Raw genomic sequence first — 19,335 nt, forward strand, 5'->3', positions numbered from 1 at the left:
TTAACGGATGTTCGAGGCACGGTATATACCGTGCGAACGAGGGTGGTACCACGAAGCGATGCTTTCGTCCCTTTCCACAGGGGCAGGCATCGCTTTTTTTCGTTTCGTTCAGAAATAAGGAGGAATTGTTCATGAAACCGCTCAAATCATTGACTGGCGCACAGATTCGCCAAATGTACTTAGATTTCTTCAAATCAAAAGGGCACAGCGTGGAGCCGAGTGCTTCACTTGTACCGGTTGAAGATCCGACTTTGTTGTGGATCAACTCAGGTGTTGCGACATTGAAGAAATACTTTGATGGACGTGTGATTCCATCGAACCCACGTATCGTCAACGCTCAAAAATCGATTCGTACGAACGATATCGAGAACGTCGGGAAGACAGCGCGTCACCATACGTTCTTCGAGATGCTCGGAAATTTCTCAGTCGGTGAATACTTCCGTGAAGAAGCGATCACATGGGGTTGGGAACTGTTGACGAGCGACGAATGGTACGGACTCGACCCGGACCGTCTCTCCGTCACGATTCACCCGGACGATGAAGAATCAAAACAAATTTGGTTGAACCTCGGCATGCCAGCTGACCGCATCATCCCGCTAGAAGATAACTTCTGGGAAATCGGTGAAGGTCCATCTGGTCCGAACACGGAAATCTTCTTTGACCGTGGTCCAGCATTCGGGGACGACCCGACAGACCCTGAACTTTATCCGGGTGGGGAGAACGAGCGTTACCTTGAAATCTGGAACATCGTGTTCAGCCAATATAACCATGACGGACACGGAAACTATACAGAGCTTCCGCGCAAAAACATTGATACAGGGATGGGACTCGAGCGGATGGCGAGCGTCCTTCAAGACGTACCGACAAACTTCGATACCGACCTCTTCATGCCGATCATTCGTGAAACTGAAAAAATCAGTGGCGACGTATACCGTCAAGACAGTAGCAAAGACGTTGCGTTCAAAGTCATCGCGGACCATATTCGTACAGTATCGTTCGCAATCGGTGACGGGGCACTTCCATCGAACGAAGGACGTGGCTATGTCCTCCGTCGTCTTCTCCGCCGTGCTGTACGTTATGCGAAGATGCTAGGAATCGAGCGTCCGTTCATGTATGAGCTCGTCGATGTCGTCGGAGACATCATGGTCGACTTCTACCCGCAAGTGAACGAGAAGAAAGACTTCATCAAGAAAGTCATCAAGAACGAGGAAGAGCGTTTCCACGAAACGTTGAATGACGGTCTCGCAATTTTGAACGAAGTTGCGAAAGCACAAAAAGCTGCTGGGTCAAACGTGATCAGCGGTCAAGATGCATTCCGTCTTTATGACACGTATGGCTTCCCGCTCGAATTGACAATCGAATACGCAGAAGACCATCAGATGACGGTCGATGAAGATGGTTTCAAAGAAGCGATGAACGAGCAACGTGAACGTGCACGTCAAGCGCGTGCTGACGTAGAATCGATGCAGATTCAGTCGGGTGTGCTTGCAGACATCACGATGCCGTCGACATTCCTCGGTTATAACAACCTTGAGACGAACGCAAAAATCATCAGCTTGATTCACAACGGCGAACTCGCTGACGTCGTCGCTGCAGGGGAAGAGGCACAAGTCATCCTCGATCAGACACCATTTTACGCTGAGAGTGGCGGTCAAATCGGTGATAAAGGACAAATCGTCGGAGAAGACTTCCTTCTTCGCGTGAAAGATGTGTCGAAAGCGCCAAACGGACAGAACTTGCATACAGTCACGGTCGAGTCAGGTGTGGCGAAAGCGGAAGTAGCCGTCACAGCCACTGTCGACCAGGCATCGCGTCAAGCCATCGTCAAAAACCATACGGCGACGCACCTTTTGCATCGTGCACTCAAAGATACGCTCGGGGAGCACGTCAACCAGGCGGGTTCACTCGTGACACCAGATCGTCTCCGTTTTGACTTCTCACACTTCGGTCAAGTGACATCTGAAGAGCTTCAATCGATTGAGCGTCAAGTGAACGAGAAAATTTGGGCATCAATCGGTGTCGACATCGAAGAAATGAACATTGCGGATGCGAAAGCAAAAGGTGCGATGGCACTCTTCGGCGAGAAATATGGTGATGTCGTTCGGGTCGTATCAGCAGGTGATTACTCGGTTGAGCTTTGTGGTGGGATTCACGTCTCCAACACGGCTGAAATCGGACTCTTTAAAATCTTGTCTGAATCAGGGATTGGCGCCGGGACACGTCGCATCGAAGCGGTCACAGGAGCTGGCGCATACGAAGTGATGAACCAGCAAATCGAGACGCTTGAAGCAGTAGCGAAGTTGTTGAAGACGAAACCACTTGAAGTTCCTGCACGCGTTCAAGCACTTCAAGCTGAAATCAAAGAAGTCGAGCGTGCTTCAGAATCGCTTAAAGCGAAGCTTGCCAACATCGAGGCATCTTCATTAACGGATGCAATCGAAACGATTGGTGGCGTTCAATTGATTGCGAAACGCGTCGATGGACAAGATATGGATGCCCTTCGCAGTATGGTCGACGACTTGAAAGGGAAACTCGGTTCTGCCGTGATTATCCTTGGTTCGGCGAACGGTGAGAAGGTCAACCTCGTCGCAGGTGTGACGAAAGACTTGAACGATCGTGGCTTCCATGCCGGAAAACTGATTAAAGAAGTCGCGACACGCTGCGGTGGTGGTGGTGGCGGTCGTCCAGACATGGCACAAGCAGGTGGCCGTGATGCAACAAAACTGGACGAAGCATTGAAGTTTGCTTCACATTACGTCGAATCACTGGCATAATAGAGTGTGAAGTGCAAACGGAAAGAGGTGGATTCTTGTGAGCCAAATGGATCGCACGATGCAATTCAATTTTCCAGAAGATGATCAACGTGCTAACACACGTGAGACGCTGATTACGGTATATCAAGCACTCGAGGAAAAAGGTTATCAACCGATCAATCAAATCGTGGGATACTTACTGTCAGGTGACCCTGCCTACATTCCACGTCATAATGATGCGCGAAACTTGATTCGCAAAATTGAGCGGGATGAACTTCTCGAAGAGTTGGTCAAATCGTATTTGAACGATCGTAGAGAGGATTAATATGAAGCGAGTCATGGGACTCGATGTCGGATCGAAGACGATTGGTGTCGCGGTGAGTGACCTGATGGGATGGACGGCGCAAGGTGTGGAGACGGTCTACTGGACCGAACCTGACTTTGATGAAGCCGTCCGTCTCCTTCGTCCGTTTATCGAGCAGTACGATGTGAAAGAAGTCGTCGTCGGTCATCCGAAAAACATGAATGGGACAGTCGGCCCGCGTGGTGAGGCGTCCGAGGCATTTGCCGAGGCGTTCACAGAACAGACGGGTTTACCTTGCGTGTTGGTGGATGAACGATTAACGACGATGCAAGCGGAACGGATGCTCATTTCAGCAGATGTCAGCCGCAAAAAGAGAAAAGCGGTCATCGACAAGATGGCGGCCGTGATGATTTTACAAAACTACCTGGATCGTTCCGGGAAATAAGGAGGAATCTCTCATGGCAGAAATCCGTCGTGAAGAAGAAATGTACCGTATTCCAGACGAAAATGGAGACGAACATTTATTTGCAGAAATTTTCCGTATGACGAGCGACCGTTCGAAAAAGACGTTTGTCGTACTCGAACCGGTTGGCGCACCAGAGACAGAAGATGAAGATACGATTGAAGTATACGCATTTGAAATTGAAGAACTTGAAGATGGCGAATTCATCTTGAAGCTCGTCGAAGACGATGAAGACTTCGATGAGGTCATGGAAGCATTCGACATCGTCAATGACGAAGTCGGTCTAGACTAAATAGGGGACGGGCGACTAGGGAACATCCCTCGTCGCCTCTCTTTATAAAAAGAACAGGGGAGAAATGCATGAATCATCCATCTATGTCAGATGAGAAACGTGCCCGCAACCGGATCGTCCGTCGCATCACGGTTGTCATCCTGGCCATCTTCCTTCTCGTCATCGCCACAGGGTCGGCGCTCACATATGTCTTTGTGAAGCGTTCCATCGAACCGATTGACCCAACTTCGACTGAAACGGTCGAGATTGAAGTCCCGCTCGGTGCTGGTTCGGGATACATTGGTGAATTACTAGAAGAGAATGGGCTTGTAAGGAGTAGCACGATTTTCCGTTTCTATACACGCTTTAAGAACGAATCGTCGTTCCAGGCGGGGACGTATACGTTATCTCCGTCACAATCAATCGATGAATTGATTGAAACGTTGCAAACAGGTAAAGTCATTGTGGTCCCTGATATCAAGCTCGTCATTCCAGAAGGATTCACGATTGATCAGGTGATTGCGAGACTTGCGAAAGTGGCCGAAATCCCGAAAGAAGAGATTTCTGAGCAGTTGAGCGACCGTGAATACATTCAGTCTCTCGTAAACGAGCATGAAATGTTGACGGAAGAAGTATTGCAGGAAGGCATCTATCATCCGCTTGAAGGATACCTGTTCCCAGCCACATATGAATTCAATAAAGGCGTAACGCTCAATGAAATCATCGACGAGATGTTACTACCAACCGAAAGTATGTATCAAGAATACAAAGGTCGTTTAGCCGATTCAGGACGTACGTTCCATGAGACGCTCGCGCTCGCATCCGTTGTCGAGAAAGAGGCGGTGTCAACGGAAGACCGTAAAGAGATTGCTGGCGTGTTCGAGAATCGCTTAAACGACGGAATGAAATTACAATCTGACCCGACCGTCTGGTACGGAACGGGGGAAACATCGATTTTCACTTCATTCGCGGACTTGGAGAACGATTCCTTATATAACACGTATCGTTACGAAGGCATCCCGATTGGACCGATTGCGGCCGTGAGCCGTGACGCATTTGAAGCGGTGCTTAATCCGAACGACACTGAGAACATTTACTTCTACGCACGCCCTCCACGTGAAGGGTTCCCGAACGGGGAAGTCTTGTTCGAAGTCGACTATGAGGATCACCAACAAAACGTCAATAAGTACCGTTCCGAATGGGAAGCGTTTGAAGAAGCAAACAGTAATTGATGGGACGACCGGAAGCGGATGCTTCCGGTCGTTTGAATGAAGAGAGTTAAGAGGTGGAACGAGTGGACCATGCATCCTATGAGGGATATGTAGAAAAACTAATCAATGACCGCTCCCCGCTATTGACGGAGATGGAGGCGTTCGCGCGTGTTCATCACGTCCCAATCATGGATTTGACGGGTTCGGAAGTGCTGCTCTCCTTACTGGCGATGCAACGGCCGACCCGAATCCTCGAAGTGGGTACGGCCATCGGCTATAGTGCCATTCGCATGGCAGAATTGTTACCCGATGCAGAAATCGTCACAATCGAGCGGAATGCTCGCCGTTTCGAAGAGGCGACGGAATTCATCAATCGATCGGACGTGCGCGATCGTATTACGCTCGTTCACGGCGATGCCGTCGAATTGATTGGAACGATTGAAGGTGAATTCGATGCCGTATTTATTGATGCGGCAAAAGGACAATATCAAAAATTTTTTGATGGGTATGGCGCTTTAGTACCAATTGGTGGTACGATTTACAGCGATAATTTGTTTTTACGAGGAGACGTCTTGCTAGAGGATGTATCGGTCTTAGACCGACGCCGACGCCGGCTCGTGCGTCTCGTGAAACAGTTTACTGAGCAATTGATGGCACGGACCGATTATCATACTGCAATTTTGCCCCTTGGTGATGGCCTAGCAATCAGTCGTAAATTACGATGAGGAGGACTTAACTTTGATGCAACATAAACCCGTCATTATTGGCGTGGCCGGGGGTACCGGATCAGGAAAAACGACCGTGGCCCGCGCGCTCGTCGATGCGTTTCAAGGTCAATCGGTCGTCATGATCGAGCAAGACGCGTACTATAAGGATCAATCAGAGATGACCATGGAGGAGCGGTACAAGACGAACTACGACCACCCCTTCGCCTTTGATAACGATTTGTTGATCGAACATATCCAACAGTTACAACAACATCAGGCGATTGAAAAGCCGGTCTATGACTATGCGGCCCACACGCGTTCAAGTGAAACCATTTTAATCGAACCCGTCGATGTCGTCATCGTCGAAGGGATCTTGGCACTCGAAGATGCACGTTTACGAGATCTGATGGATATCAAAGTATTCGTGGATACAGATGCGGACGTTCGAATCTTGCGTCGTATGCAGCGTGATTTGAATGAACGTGGACGTTCAATCGATTCGGTCGTTGCCCAATATACAAATGTGGTGCGTCCGATGCACTTACAATTCTGTGAACCTACAAAACGGTATGCAGATATCATCGTTCCTGAAGGCGGAGAAAACTTTGTCGCGATCGATTTACTCGTGACCAAAATCCGTTGGGTGCTCACTGAGCGCAATCGCGCGTGAGGAAATAAATCGTTTTCAATTCAACCCTAGCTGTAATATACTAGGAGACAATGAAGGAGTGACAGAAATGGCTGAAAAACAACACTATATGACGTTAGACGGAAAAGCGAAGATCGAACATGAATTAAACGAACTGAAGACGGTCCGCCGTAAAGAAGTCGTTGAAAATATTAAGATTGCTCGTGATTTCGGTGACTTGTCAGAGAACGCGGAATATGACGCGGCGAAAGAAGAACAAGCGATGGTCGAAGGACGCATCGCACAATTAGAAGAAATGCTCCGTAACGCGGTCATCATTCAAGATGATGCAGGCGATAACTCGGTTGTCTCAATCGGGAAGACGGTAACGTTCTTCATTCAAGAAGATAATGAAGACGAAACGTATACAATCGTTGGTGGAGCTGAGGCAGACCCGTTCACAGGGAAAATCTCTAACGAATCACCGATCGCCAAGGCACTTCTTGGACGTACGATTGGTGATGTGGTCACGGTCCAAACACCAGGTGGCGACATGGTCGTCGAAATTAAAGAAATCAAATAAATTGTTGAGCGACCTCCTATTCGGAAGTCGCTCTCTTTCTGAGGAGGAAACGGAATGAAAGTAGGCATCATCGGCGCGATGGAAGAAGAAGTGAATCTACTTCGGAACGAGTTGACAGAACGAGTAGATACTGAAATCGCGAACTATCATTTTTATGAGGGCTATCTTGGTAACATGCAAGTCGTCATCTTGAAGTCAGGCATCGGGAAAGTCAATGCTGCCATCGGCACGACACTTTTGATTGATAAGTTCAAACCGGACGTCGTCATCAACACAGGATCTGCCGGCGGTTTTAAAAAAGGGATGAAAGTCGGAGACGTCGTCGTCTCGACGGAAGTTCGTCATCACGATGTCGACGTGACGGCATTCGGTTATGAGTACGGACAAGTACCAGGTATGCCGCCAGCGTATGAGGCGGATGCCAAACTCGTCAGCGTCTGTAAAGATGTCATTGAAAACTTGCCGGACGTGAATGTACATCAGGGATTGATTGTGACGGGAGATTCGTTCATCAACGATTCGAAACGCGTGACGGACATCCTCGGTCATTTCGACGGCGTCGCAGCGGTCGAGATGGAGGCTGCCCCGATCGCTCAAACGTGCTATCAGTTTGGTATTCCTTTTGTCGTCACACGCTCGATTTCAGACAGTGCAGACGAAGAAGCGAACTTGTCATTCGACGAGTTTTTGGAGACAGCATCGATCAACTCTGCGAAGATGGTCATGGCTGTCACGAAGCGTTTAGAACAAGCTTAATCCAGTCAACACGAGGAGGATGCATTGACATCCTCTTTTTATTCCCTTATATTAGTACCAGATACTAAGAATAGGGGTCGACGATATGAATATTGGAATCATCGGCATCGGATCGTTCTTACCGGACAATCGGGTGACAAATATCGATTTAGAAAAACGAATGGATACGAGCGATGAGTGGATTCGTACTCGTACAGGCATCGAAGCACGTCATTTGGCTGAAGAAGATATGACAGTCGCAGATATGGCGACACGCGCTGCTGAACGGGCGTTACAGAGTGCGGGCGTCACGATCGACGACATTGAAGCCATCGTTTGTGCGACAGCAACGGCGCCAGCCTTCCCGGCAACTGCATGTGTGGTTCAGGCGAATCTTGGCGCGAAAGCCGCCGTGGCGTTCGACGTGAGCGCGGCATGTAGCGGTTTCATCTTCGCAATGGACACGGCGAAGAGTCTCATGGATTCAAAAGGATTTAAAAAGACGCTCGTCATCGGCGCAGAGAAGATGGGAAGTCTGATTGATTGGGATGATCGATCGACGGCTGTCCTTTTCGGAGATGGGGCAGGGGCTGTCGTGCTCGGGGAAGACGATATCGCTTCAATTGACTCACTTGTGCTCGGAAGTGACGGGACAGGTGGCAAACATCTGTATGAAAATGAAGAAGGTAAAATCGTCATGAACGGTCGTGAAGTCTTCAAATTTGCCGTTCGGAAGATGCCCGAAATCGTGCTTGAGGCGCTGGACAAAGCCGATAAGACGTTGGAGGACCTTGATGTCCTCGTTCCACACCAGGCGAACCGTCGAATCATCGACGCTGCGATGGAACGTTTACACTTAGAAGAAGAGAAAGTTGTCATGACCATTCAAGACCATGCGAATACATCAGCAGCTTCCATTCCACTCGCATTGGCCGAGGCGGTCAAGTCTGGCAAAATCCAAGATGGACAAACGGTCGTCATCGCAGGATTTGGTGCTGGGCTCACGTGGGGGGCTAGCTGCCTGACATGGAATCACGCAACCATTACGGAGGGGAATCATTTATGAAACGAGTAGTAGTGACAGGATTAGGTGTCGTATCACCATTAGGAAACGATGTCTCAACAATGTGGGATCGCCTGTTAAAAGGGGATAACGCGATTGATACGTTGACAAAGATTGACATCAGTCAATATCCGGCCAAGGTTGGGGCGGAAGTGAAGGAATGGAACATCGATCATTTAGTCGAACCGAAGGAAGCGCGTAAGATGGATTCCTTCATCCAATATTCTTTACTTGCGGCAGACGCTGCCCATAAAGACAGCGGACTCGATGTGAAAGCAATCGCGGACGATGTCGGGATTTGGATCGGGAGCGGAATTGGTGGCGTCGAGACGATTGACAAACAGTCGGCCATCTTGCATGACCGTGGACCACGTCGCGTCAGCCCGTTCTTCATTCCGATGATGATTCCGAACATGGCGAGCGGACAAGTATCTATCTATCTTGGAGCAAAAGGACCGAGCAATTGTTCCGTGACGGCTTGTGCGTCAGGGACGAACTCAATTGGTGAAGCGTTCCGTGTCATTCAACGTGGAGATGCCATCGCTATGTTCGCAGGTGGAGCGGAAGCGCCAATCACACCACTCTCGTTCGCAGGATTCTGTTCGAACAAAGCTCTATCTACGAATCCAGACCCGAACACGGCCTGCCGTCCGTTCGATGAGAATCGCGACGGGTTCGTCATGGGTGAAGGAGCTGGGGTGCTCGTTTTAGAAGAATATGAGCACGCATTGGCACGCGGGGCAAAAATGTACGCTGAAGTTGTCGGATATGGAATGAGTTCGGATGCATACCATATCACAGCACCGTCACCAGAAGCTGAGGGCGGATCAAAAGCGATGAGTGAGGCGATTCGTGATGCTGGAATCACGCCAGAAGATGTTCAATACATCAACGCGCATGGAACGAGTACACCACTCAACGATATGCTCGAGACGAAAGCGATTCGTCGAGTGTTCGGGGAACACGCTGACAAGCTCGCCGTCAACTCATCAAAATCGATGATTGGTCATCTTCTCGGTGGTGCAGGTGGCGTCGAGGCCGTCATCACAGCATTATCGATTCACGAAGGCAAGATTCATCCAACGATTAACTGCGAATCACCAGCAGCAGACTGTGATTTGGATTATGTACGTGAAGGAAATCGGGAACTTGACATTCGTTATGCACTCAGTAACTCACTCGGCTTCGGGGGTCACAATGCGACACTCGCATTTGCAAAAGTGATGAACTGACGGTAGAAAAAACACACAAAAAAGGTTAGGGTATAAGGGTTGGTCTAACAGAAAGGAGTGCAACGAATGAAAAAGAAATCATTCATCGTGGCCGCCTTGTTAGGTTCAGTCCTTATCCTTTTTTTATTTATTTGGAACGAACAACGAGAGCAGTCACGCAAACTAGTACCAGTAGAAGAACAACAATTGACGATTTACGGGGAGTCACTTCCGACTCAGCCGGATGTCATGCTAGCAATCGATCCGTCATCTCAAACAATCCTGTCCCATCTCTATGAAGGCCTGTATCGATTCGGAGCAGACGGGTCCATCGAACCAGCGCTCGTTGAGAAGTTAGAGCGATCCGAAGATGGAACGGTCTATACATTCACATTAAAAGAGAGTGTGACGACAGAAGGGAATGCGATTGACGCGCAAACATTCGTCGATCACTTCCAAAAACTCGTGGACGTTGATACGAATTCACCGTTCAGCTTCTTACTAGCAGATGTTCAATCCGCAAAAGAAATCGGACTTGGCCAACAAGAACCGGATACGCTAGGGGTCAAGGCAATCGATGACCGGACGCTCGAGTTGACTCTTGTCCGTCCGATGGAAGGGTTCGAACAGATTTTGGCGATGCCCGCATTTTTACCTCAACCAAATGTGGAAGCATGGGAAGAGCTAGAGACGAACGGTCCATTTAAAATCAAGGCAATCGGAGATACGACCATCTCGTTACATAAAAATGAAACGTACCGAGAAGCTGAACAGGTCACGCTTGAAACGATTACCATTAATAGTGAAGCGAACTTGACGGAAGCGACAGGGATGCAACCCGTCCCATACGATTTTGACGTTTCCACGATTGATGAGGAAATTTTGAACGTACAGGACGTTCCACGAAGTGGAGTCTTTTATTTAAAGCCGAATGTTAAAAAAGCCCCGTTTAATGATGTAGCGTTCCGACAAGCCATCGCATTGACGCTTGAGCGGTCGGAAATCGAGGATTCACTCGCGCGAGCGGAACAGACGACAGAACGATTACTCGTCATCGACCAAGAGGATGCGATCGCACAATTAGAAGGAAACGCCGACCAATTGTTTGACACCGTGAAGAAACGGCTGAAGAAAGATGAACTCGAAATCGAGCTGCTCAGCTTTGTCGATGACGAAGCGCGTCAAATCTCCGCAAAATTAAAGAAGAATTTGGAACAGTTGGATGGTTTGACCGTTAACATTATCGAGCTCCCCTTAGGAGAAAAAGTTAGGAAAGAAGTCTCAGGGGATTATGCGTTTTCTCTATCAGGCTGGCAACCGGACTATCCGATGTTATCCGCCTATTTGACTCAATTTGAAACAAACGATGTCCTCAATTCGAGTCGATATGCCAGCGAATCGTATGATCAATTGATGGATCAGGCTCGCTCAACGGATCGGTTGGAAGAACGAAATGAAATCTTCCGAGAAGCGGAGGCACAGCTGTTAGAAGAGGCTGTTGTTATGCCAATCTATCAAGCTGGACGCTCTTATGTGATCGAAAAAGGTTATGACCATATCGGATATCCGGTCACCGGTCCTTCATATGTCCTAACCTTTGCAAAAAAATACGAAAATTGAGCTAAAAGCCCGCCACTGTAGGCGGGCTTTTAGACTATAGATAAAATTTTTTAGAAAAATCAAAATAAACACTTTGCAAAATTATCAGAATATTGTATTATTGCATCAACGGGATTTTGGTAACAAATACTGTCAGAAGAAATGACTGAATTTTCTACCATCATTCACTTCGTTAAAACGAAAAAATCAGGGGGTCATCGCAATGAATAAGAAAAAAGGTTTTGCTTTAGCATCATCGGTTACACTTCTATCAAGTGCATTCCTAGCTGCATGTTCGACAGGGGATGAAGACACAGGGTCTTCAAACGGATCAGGTTCGGAAGGTTCTGCAGATGAAGCGCAAGTCCTCAACTTGCTCGATTCTTCAGATATTCCTTCACTTAACCCGACACTCGCAACAGATGCTGTATCGTTCAACGTATTGAACAACGTTAACGAAGGTCTCTACCGCATGGACGAAGAAGACAACCCGACTGAGGGGATGGCTGAATCTCACGACGTTTCAGAAGACGGGAAAACGTACACGTTCAAAATCCGTGAAGGCGCGACTTGGTCAAACGGGGAGCCTGTCACAGCGAATGACTTCGAATACGCTTGGAAAGAAGTACTCAACCCAGATAACGCATCACAATATGCATACGTTATGTCAATCATCGAAGGCGCAGAAGCGTACAACACAGGTGAAGGCGAGCGCGATGCTGTAGGCGTTAAAGCAATCGACGATCAAACACTTGAAGTTAAATTGACAGCACCAGCTGACTACTTCCTCGGATTGACTAGCTTCGGCGTATTCATGCCAAAACTCGAGTCATTCGATACAGAGCAAGGCGAGAACTTCGGTACATCTGCAGAGACGACTCTCTACAACGGACCGTTCAAACTCGACAGCTGGGAGCGCGAGCAAGGCTGGAAGATGGTCAAGAACGAAGACTATTGGGATGCTGACACAGTTAAACTTGAAGAAATCAACGTTAAAGTCGTTAAAGAAGTTTCAACAGGTGTTAACTTGTATGAAAACGGTGACGTTGACCGCACAGGCTTGACTTCTGAGCTCGTAGCCCAGTATCAAGACAGCGAAGAGTTCTCAACTGTCGTTGAACCAACACTCTTCTACCTCCAGTTCAACACTGCTGTTGAAGAATTAAATAACCAAAACATCCGTAACGCGATTGACGCGGCATACGATAAAGCAGCAATCTCAGAGACGCTTCTTGCGAACGGTTCGATTCCTGCGAACTACCTCGTACCAAAAGACTTCGTAACAGGTCCTGACGGCAAAGACTTCCGTGAAGCGAACGGCGACATCGGCGGCTATGACGTGGATCGTGCGAAAGAACTTTGGGAAGCTGGACTTGAAGAGCTCGGAACAGACAAAGTTGAACTTGAGCTCCTCAACTATGACTCAGAGTCTGCGAAGCAAATCGGTGAGTTCATCAAAGGTGAGCTTGAGAAGAACCTTCCAGGAATTACGGTTACAATCAAACAACAACCGTTCAACAACAAACTTGACCTTGAGAACAAAGGTGAGTTCGAGTTCACATTCGCTGGATGGGGTCCTGACTACCAAGATCCAATGACATTCGTTGACCTCTTCGTCACTGACGGACCATACAACCGTGGTAAGTGGTCGAATGAAGAATTCGATAAGTTGATCGAATCTGCGAAATCAAGCACAGATGCTGAACAGCGTTGGGCTGACCTTCAAGCTGCAGAGAAAATCGTTCTTGAAGAGAACGCAATCTCGCCAGTTTACCAACGTGGATCGGCTCGCCTCACGAAGCCATATGTTAAGGATATCGTTGAGCACGCATTCGGTGCGGACTACTCTTACAAGTGGGCTTCAATCGAAGGAAAAGAATAATCAAATCATCTTTACGAAGAGAGACAGGGACGCCTGTCTCTCTTTTTATGTAGATATTTGATACAAAAAAGAACGCTCAGCTGAGCGTTCTTTTTAACATCATTTATTTTTTCACTTTGGCACGCTTGCGACTGAGACCCATCGCTTTCTCGATTTTTGCGAGATTCTTGTTCGCGACGGCTTCAGCCTTCACGCGACCGGCATCAAGGATTTCATCGAGTTCTGGTGAATCAATCAACTCGTGATAACGCGTTTGAATTGGTTCAAGCAGGGCAACGACCGCTTCTGCCACATCCTGTTTAAATGTTCCGTAGTTCGAATTCTCATATTGCTTGACGAGGTCATCAATTGAAGTGCCGGTAGAGAGTGAATAAATTTCCAACAAGTTTGAAATCCCTGGTTTGTTCTCCCGATCGAATGAGATGACACCACTCGAATCTGTGACGGCACTCTTGATTTTCTTGCGAATGACATTCGGCTCATCGAGCATCGAGATATATCCTTTGGCATTCGTATCCGATTTAGACATCTTCTTCACGGGATTCGTGAGAGACATGATCCGAGCGCCTTCTTTTTGAATGAGTGGTTCCGGCATCGTGAATGTCTCGTAATAACGTTTGTTAAAGCGTTCCGCCAAGTCACGAGTCAGTTCGATGTGTTGCTTTTGGTCGTCTCCGACTGGAACGAGTTCCGTATTGTATAACAAAATATCAGAAGCCATGAGCGTCGGGTAGACGAACAACCCTGCGCCTACATTCTCGCTGCCTTGCGACTTGTCTTTATACTGCGTCATACGACCGAGCTCACCCATGCCGGCGATACAAGTTAACATCCAACCGAGTTGAGCGTGTGCTTTTACTTCAGACTGTACGAAAATCGTCGCTTTCTCCGGGTCGAGACCGGATGCGAGATAAAGTGCTGCTAATTTTCGCGTGTTGTTCATGAGCTCGACACGGTCGAGTTGAACAGTAATTGAATGTAAATCGACGATACAATAATAGGCATTGTTGTCGTCTTGTAGGTCGACGAATTGTTTCATCGCGCCAAGGTAGTTCCCGAGCGTCACGACGCCGGTCGGTTTGATTCCTGAAAAAATCGTTGCCATGTGAATACACCTCCGAAAAATATAAAAAACCGCAGTCGTCCTCCCGAATAAATCGGGACGAATAACCGCGGTGCCACCCAAATTTGCATATACTATGCCACTTGAACGCGTTAACGGGCGTGAACCGTCTCGCCATACTTTTTGTTCAGGCGAGCCACTCCGAAGTCCATTCATTCAATAACTTTTCATCTACTCACAGCACCGTAGACTCTCTGAGGAAAAGGGGAATTGAATTACTTGTCTTCATCCAAGTGTTCTTATTCTGCATTTAGTTTAGCACAGGATTCAAGTGACGAAAAGATTAAATCAAAGCGACGAGAAATGAGAGAGCGATACTTCCAACTCCGACATACACCCAGTTCCAAGCCGATTGTTTACGAAGTTGTCGATCTTCCGGTTCTTCTTCCTCATCTTCTTCATAGTCCGCGTCAATTTCCTTCAACTTTGCACGTCGATTACGCTTAAATCCGTACATGATTCCGTCAAATAGACCTGTTGCACTCATATGGGAGAACATCCCGATGGCAAATATCAGAATACCTGAAACGAACAAGCCGCCACTCAAATGAAACGTGAAGGACTCAGTTCGGAAATAGGAAAAAATTGACCACACCGTATAGAAAAGTGTGACAATCCCCCAAACAATCAATATATTTCGAAACTTTTTCAACGATGTAATCTCCTTTCGAGCGTTAGAGGGAATGCATCAACATTCCGTGTTTCTTCTATGATACTAGGAAGGTGGGGCAGAAAGCGAGTAAGAATGTTAAATCAAATGAGAGCGTTTTATTCAATAGTTGACAGTTATATTAAAAATTTCTTACAATAGCCCTAACGTTCTTTCGTCGAATACTTTATGAAATATTCAGAAAATTAAAGAAAAAGTAAGATGTTTATTCGACGATCGGCTAGTTTTTTAAAACGAAAGGGGAAATCGCAATGAAGAAAAAATCGATTTTGCTCATGATGACAATCATCTTGGCACTCGGTTCAGTTCTCGCAGCTTGTTCGACAGGCGGAGACTCTGATGGCGGCGGTTCTTCTTCAAACGGAGAGAAAGTTCTTCGTTTGACGGATACGTCAGATATCACAACAGCCGATCCGGCTCTTGCTACAGACGCGGTCGCATTCAACTTGATCGCCAACACAATGGAAGGTCTTTACCGTCTTGATAAAGATGGAAATGCCGTCCCGGCACTTGCTGAAGGCGAACCAGAAGTAAACGAAGACGAAACGGTTTACACGTTCAAACTTCGTGATGCTGAATGGTCAAACGGGGAACCGGTCACAGCAAACGACTTTGTTTACGCTTGGCAACGAGCTGTTGATCCTGCAACAGGCTCACAGTACGCATACATCATGAACACAGTTAAAAACGCTGAAGCAATCAACACTGGTGACACACCAAAAGAAGAGCTTGGCGTAAAAGCAATCGATGAGAAGACACTCGAAGTTACACTCGAGCGTCCAGACCCATCATTCCTTTCACTTACTTCGTTCGGTACATTCACTCCGATCAACGAAGCATTCGCTACAGAAAAAGGTGAAGACTTCACGACTGGTCCTGAAAACCTTCTTTATAACGGACCGTTCACATGGACTAAATGGGATCGTGAACAAGGCTATGTCTTAACGAAAAACGAATCATATTGGGATGCAGAAAATGTTGCTCTCGACTCAGTTGATGTGAAAGTTGTTAAAGAAACATCTACAGTCGTGAACTTGTATGAAGCGGGCGATGTCGACTATGCTGGTCTCGCATCAGAACAAGTCGCAGCATTCCAAGAGGATGAAGATTACAACACAGGTCTTCGTTCTGCAGTTGGTTACTTCAAGTTTAACCATGAAGATGAACTTTTCTCTGATGTAAATGCACGTAAAGCAATCGCACGTGCAGTCGACCCATCAGGGATTATCGATCAGCTCTTGAACAACGGTTCAGTAGCAACGACGTCATTCATCCCGAAAGACTTCATCAAGTATGAAGACGGAACGGATTATACAGAGGGCGTGGAATACTTCAAAACAAACACTGAAGAAGCTGCTTCACTTTGGGAAGAAGTAACCGGTGGAGAAGCAACAACAATCGAACTCCTCTCGTTCGACAGTGAAGTATCGAAACAAATCTCTGAGTACATGAAAGGTCAAATCGAGTCGAACTTGCCGAACGTAACGGTTGAGATCGCACAACAACCTTTCAACAACAAACTTGAGCGTGAAGCAAAAGGGGACTACCAAATGTCATTCGCACTTTGGGGACCTGACTACCAAGATCCGCTTACGAACCTTGGTATCTTCACTTCAGACAATGGACAAAACGACATCAACTACTCGTCATCTGAGTATGACAAGTTGATTGATGAAGCATCTGCTGAAACAAGCATCGATGCACGTTACGACTTGTTCAAAGAAGCTGAAGCCCTCTTGATTGAACAAGATCAAGCAATCATGCCTATCTACCAAGCTGGTGTGGCATACTTGATCCGTCCAAACGTCGAGAACTTCAACCGTCAATTATTTGGTGCTGATTACCAGTACAAATACGTTGATATTAAGTAATGGAAGGAGGGGGCATGCTAACCGCATGTCCCCAATTTTCTAAAAAATTCTAGCGAAGTATGAGAAAATACTGTTCAAATGTTTTGTTGGTAAAGTATAATGTAGTAACAGTGAAAATTCAGAATAATCTCTGAAAAGAATTTTCTTTATTTTCAGTCGCTGTACTAAGAGCCTTGAGATGACGTATATGCTATTCTTTCAGAAAATTCCTTTCATTTTGTGAATTTGAAAAATAGGTCATATGTCATAGTGAAGCTGTTGGTGCAAGTAGTAGAAAGAATTAGACAAAACAGGGGGTTTTTATTCATGGGACGTTATATCCTACAACGGCTGACTTACGGCCTCATCACGTTCTTCTTGATTGCCACGTTCACGTTCTTCCTGATGGACCTGCTCCCAGGTTCGCCTTATCAGAACCAGGAAAAACTGACAGAATCACAAATTCAATTGTTGAATGACCGCTACGGACTCAATGATCCGCTTCCGGTCCGCTATGCGACGTACATTGGAAACATGCTACAAGGTGACCTTGGCGTATCGTTCCGTACGGCTAACCGTCCAGTAACTGAGTTGATTATGGAACGAATTGGTCCATCGGCACAATTAGGGGTTCAGGCATTAGTACTTGGAACTCTATTAGGTGTATTGTTGGGTGTTGTTGCGGCGATTCGTCACAATACGGCAATTGACTATGGTTCAATGTTCGTATCGGTAATCGGGATTTCCGTCCCATCATTCGTCTTTGCAGCCCTCCTTCAGTACTATGTTGGAGTTAAATTACAGTTGCTTCCGGTAGCATTCTGGGAATCTCCAGCTCATACGATCTTACCAACCATCTCGTTATCGCTCGGGGTTACGGCAGCAATTGCCCGTTTCGTCCGAACCGAGATGTTAGAAGTAACCGGACAAGACTATGTCACGCTCGCGAAAGCGAAAGGGTTGACGGGTAACGCCATCGTATGGAAACACATGGTACGTAACGCGATGATCCCAGCGATCACGATTCTTGGACCGATGACAGCTGGACTTTTAACGGGTACATTCGTTATCGAGAAAATTTTCGCAGTACCTGGTCTTGGAGAATTGTTCGTTACGTCAATCACGTTGAATGATTACTCTGTCATCATGGGCACGACACTCTTCTTCTCGGCCCTCTTCATTATTATCATTTTACTTGTCGACTTGCTCTATGGGGTTGTGGACCCACGTATTCGTCTTGGGGGGAATAACTGATGATTGAAAACAAAAAGAATTACGAACAGTTCGACCAAGACATGTTCACACCAGTTGAAATGAATGAACAGCTTGGTGAGCGGATTGCCGGAAAAAGTTTGAACTTTTGGCAAGATGCATGGATGCGCCTAAAGAAAAACAAGGCGGCTATCATCTCGCTCTCGATTATTTTAATTCTCGTCGCACTCGCTTTGTTTGGACCGATGCTCTCAAGCCGAGATGCATACGAACAGAACATCTCGCAAGCAAAACTACCGCCTAAAGTCACTGGACTTGAATGGGCTGGATTTGATGGGTTGGCAACACTTGGAGGTCGTGAAATCGACTTCTACGAACAGAAGAATGTAGAAGAAAACTTCTGGTTTGGTACCGATTATCTCGGTCGTGATCTTTGGTCGCGGATTTGGGAAGGGACACGAATCTCCCTCTTTATCGGTTTAGTCGCAGCCATCATCGATACAATCATTGGAGTTGCATACGGTGGTATTTCAGCTTACTTCGGTGGACGTACGGATAACATCATGCAACGTATTGTTGAAATCTTGACAGGTGTACCTAACTTGATTTTGATCATCTTGTTCATCTTGATCTTTGACCCAGGTGTCTTCACCATCATCCTTGCCATGGCCATCACCGGTTGGATTGGGATGAGTCGACTCGTTCGAGGTCAGATTCTCAAACTCAAAAACCAAGAGTTCGTCTTGGCAGCTCGTACACTCGGTGCTTCAAGTGGACGCTTGATTTTCAAACATTTAATTCCGAACACATTGGGTGCCATTATCATCACACTCATGTTCACGATTCCATCTGCCATCTTCTTCGAGGCATTCCTCAGCTTTATCGGAATCGGGCTTCAACCACCACAGGCATCACTTGGTACGTTGATCAACGATGGATACAAAGAACTACGAACTTTCCCGTTCCTTCTTATTATCCCGTCTATCATCATCGTCTTGCTTATGGTCAGCTTCAACTTGCTTGCTGACGGTTTGCGTGATGCGTTCGATCCGAAAATGCGTAAATAAAAA

18 protein-coding genes and 1 other annotated feature are annotated in these 19,335 nt (G+C 47.0%); of the genes, 16 read left to right on the plus strand and 2 right to left on the minus strand.

What is annotated here, in order from left to right:
- Positions 1-131 precede the first annotated feature (131 nt).
- The 13 genes from alaS to KNO78_RS01600 all read left to right on the plus strand — a co-directional run bounded on the left by alaS (position 132) and on the right by KNO78_RS01600 (position 13,410).
- The gene (gene alaS / locus KNO78_RS01540; RefSeq protein ID WP_214691117.1) at positions 132-2,774 is read left to right on the plus strand and encodes an alanine--tRNA ligase; all 2,643 of its coding nucleotides are present in this window, start codon (positions 132-134) and stop codon (positions 2,772-2,774) included.
- Between the two features lie 37 nt (positions 2,775-2,811).
- A complete protein-coding gene (locus KNO78_RS01545; protein ID WP_015881196.1) occupies positions 2,812-3,078 on the plus strand; it encodes an IreB family regulatory phosphoprotein in 267 nt (88 codons plus the stop codon).
- 1 nt (position 3,079) lies between these two features.
- The gene (gene ruvX, locus KNO78_RS01550; protein ID WP_015881197.1) at positions 3,080-3,502 is read left to right on the plus strand and encodes a Holliday junction resolvase RuvX; all 423 of its coding nucleotides are present in this window, start codon (positions 3,080-3,082) and stop codon (positions 3,500-3,502) included.
- A 13-nt stretch (positions 3,503-3,515) separates the two neighbouring features.
- The gene (locus KNO78_RS01555) at positions 3,516-3,812 is read left to right on the plus strand and encodes a DUF1292 domain-containing protein (protein WP_015881198.1); all 297 of its coding nucleotides are present in this window, start codon (positions 3,516-3,518) and stop codon (positions 3,810-3,812) included.
- A gap of 68 nt (positions 3,813-3,880) precedes the next feature.
- Positions 3,881-5,023: an endolytic transglycosylase MltG gene (mltG, locus tag KNO78_RS01560; RefSeq protein ID WP_084543099.1), complete on the plus strand. Its 1,143-nt coding sequence runs from the start codon at positions 3,881-3,883 to the stop codon at positions 5,021-5,023.
- Positions 5,024-5,085: 62 nt separating this feature from the next.
- A complete protein-coding gene (locus KNO78_RS01565) occupies positions 5,086-5,727 on the plus strand; it encodes an O-methyltransferase (RefSeq protein WP_074037439.1) in 642 nt (213 codons plus the stop codon).
- 16 nt (positions 5,728-5,743) lie between these two features.
- The gene (gene udk, locus KNO78_RS01570) at positions 5,744-6,379 is read left to right on the plus strand and encodes a uridine kinase (RefSeq protein ID WP_015881201.1); all 636 of its coding nucleotides are present in this window, start codon (positions 5,744-5,746) and stop codon (positions 6,377-6,379) included.
- A 67-nt stretch (positions 6,380-6,446) separates the two neighbouring features.
- Positions 6,447-6,920: a transcription elongation factor GreA gene (gene greA / locus KNO78_RS01575; protein ID WP_015881202.1), complete on the plus strand. Its 474-nt coding sequence runs from the start codon at positions 6,447-6,449 to the stop codon at positions 6,918-6,920.
- 54 nt (positions 6,921-6,974) lie between these two features.
- The gene (gene mtnN, locus KNO78_RS01580; RefSeq protein WP_196430458.1) at positions 6,975-7,676 is read left to right on the plus strand and encodes a 5'-methylthioadenosine/S-adenosylhomocysteine nucleosidase; all 702 of its coding nucleotides are present in this window, start codon (positions 6,975-6,977) and stop codon (positions 7,674-7,676) included.
- A gap of 85 nt (positions 7,677-7,761) precedes the next feature.
- The gene (locus KNO78_RS01585; RefSeq protein WP_214691116.1) at positions 7,762-8,721 is read left to right on the plus strand and encodes a beta-ketoacyl-ACP synthase III; all 960 of its coding nucleotides are present in this window, start codon (positions 7,762-7,764) and stop codon (positions 8,719-8,721) included.
- A complete protein-coding gene (gene fabF, locus KNO78_RS01590) occupies positions 8,718-9,950 on the plus strand; it encodes a beta-ketoacyl-ACP synthase II (RefSeq protein WP_074037435.1) in 1,233 nt (410 codons plus the stop codon). Before KNO78_RS01585 ends, fabF begins: the two co-directional genes overlap by 4 nt.
- A 66-nt stretch (positions 9,951-10,016) precedes the next feature.
- Positions 10,017-11,549, plus strand: coding sequence for a peptide ABC transporter substrate-binding protein (locus KNO78_RS01595; protein WP_214691115.1), 1,533 nt, complete (start codon positions 10,017-10,019; stop codon positions 11,547-11,549).
- Between the two features lie 202 nt (positions 11,550-11,751).
- A complete protein-coding gene (locus KNO78_RS01600; protein ID WP_214691114.1) occupies positions 11,752-13,410 on the plus strand; it encodes a peptide ABC transporter substrate-binding protein in 1,659 nt (552 codons plus the stop codon).
- 103 nt (positions 13,411-13,513) lie between these two features.
- Here KNO78_RS01600 and trpS read toward each other — a convergent pair whose 3' ends face one another.
- On the minus strand, positions 13,514-14,515 hold the full coding sequence (gene trpS / locus KNO78_RS01605; RefSeq protein WP_074037431.1) for a tryptophan--tRNA ligase: 1,002 nt from the start codon (positions 14,513-14,515) through the stop codon (positions 13,514-13,516).
- Between the two features lie 50 nt (positions 14,516-14,565).
- Positions 14,566-14,774 (minus strand) — a binding site (T-box leader).
- A 42-nt stretch (positions 14,775-14,816) separates the two neighbouring features.
- Positions 14,817-15,185 carry a DUF3899 domain-containing protein gene (locus KNO78_RS01610; RefSeq protein WP_159562017.1) on the minus strand — a complete coding sequence of 123 codons (369 nt, stop codon included), beginning with the start codon at positions 15,183-15,185 and terminating at the stop codon, positions 14,817-14,819.
- A gap of 269 nt (positions 15,186-15,454) precedes the next feature.
- Between KNO78_RS01610 and KNO78_RS01615 the strand changes: the two genes are divergently transcribed.
- The 3 genes from KNO78_RS01615 to opp3C all read left to right on the plus strand — a co-directional run bounded on the left by KNO78_RS01615 (position 15,455) and on the right by opp3C (position 19,332).
- Positions 15,455-17,074 (plus strand): peptide ABC transporter substrate-binding protein, encoded by a 1,620-nt coding sequence (locus KNO78_RS01615; RefSeq protein ID WP_074037428.1) that lies wholly within the window; start codon positions 15,455-15,457, stop codon positions 17,072-17,074.
- A 306-nt stretch (positions 17,075-17,380) separates the two neighbouring features.
- Positions 17,381-18,307, plus strand: coding sequence for an oligopeptide ABC transporter permease (opp3b, locus tag KNO78_RS01620; RefSeq protein WP_074037427.1), 927 nt, complete (start codon positions 17,381-17,383; stop codon positions 18,305-18,307).
- Positions 18,307-19,332 (plus strand): oligopeptide ABC transporter permease, encoded by a 1,026-nt coding sequence (gene opp3C / locus KNO78_RS01625; protein WP_074037425.1) that lies wholly within the window; start codon positions 18,307-18,309, stop codon positions 19,330-19,332. Before opp3b ends, opp3C begins: the two co-directional genes overlap by 1 nt.
- The last annotated feature ends 3 nt before the right edge of the window (positions 19,333-19,335 follow it).

This window comes from Exiguobacterium sp. s132, assembly GCF_018617235.1.
In the GTDB taxonomy this organism is placed as follows: domain Bacteria; phylum Bacillota; class Bacilli; order Exiguobacteriales; family Exiguobacteriaceae; genus Exiguobacterium; species Exiguobacterium profundum.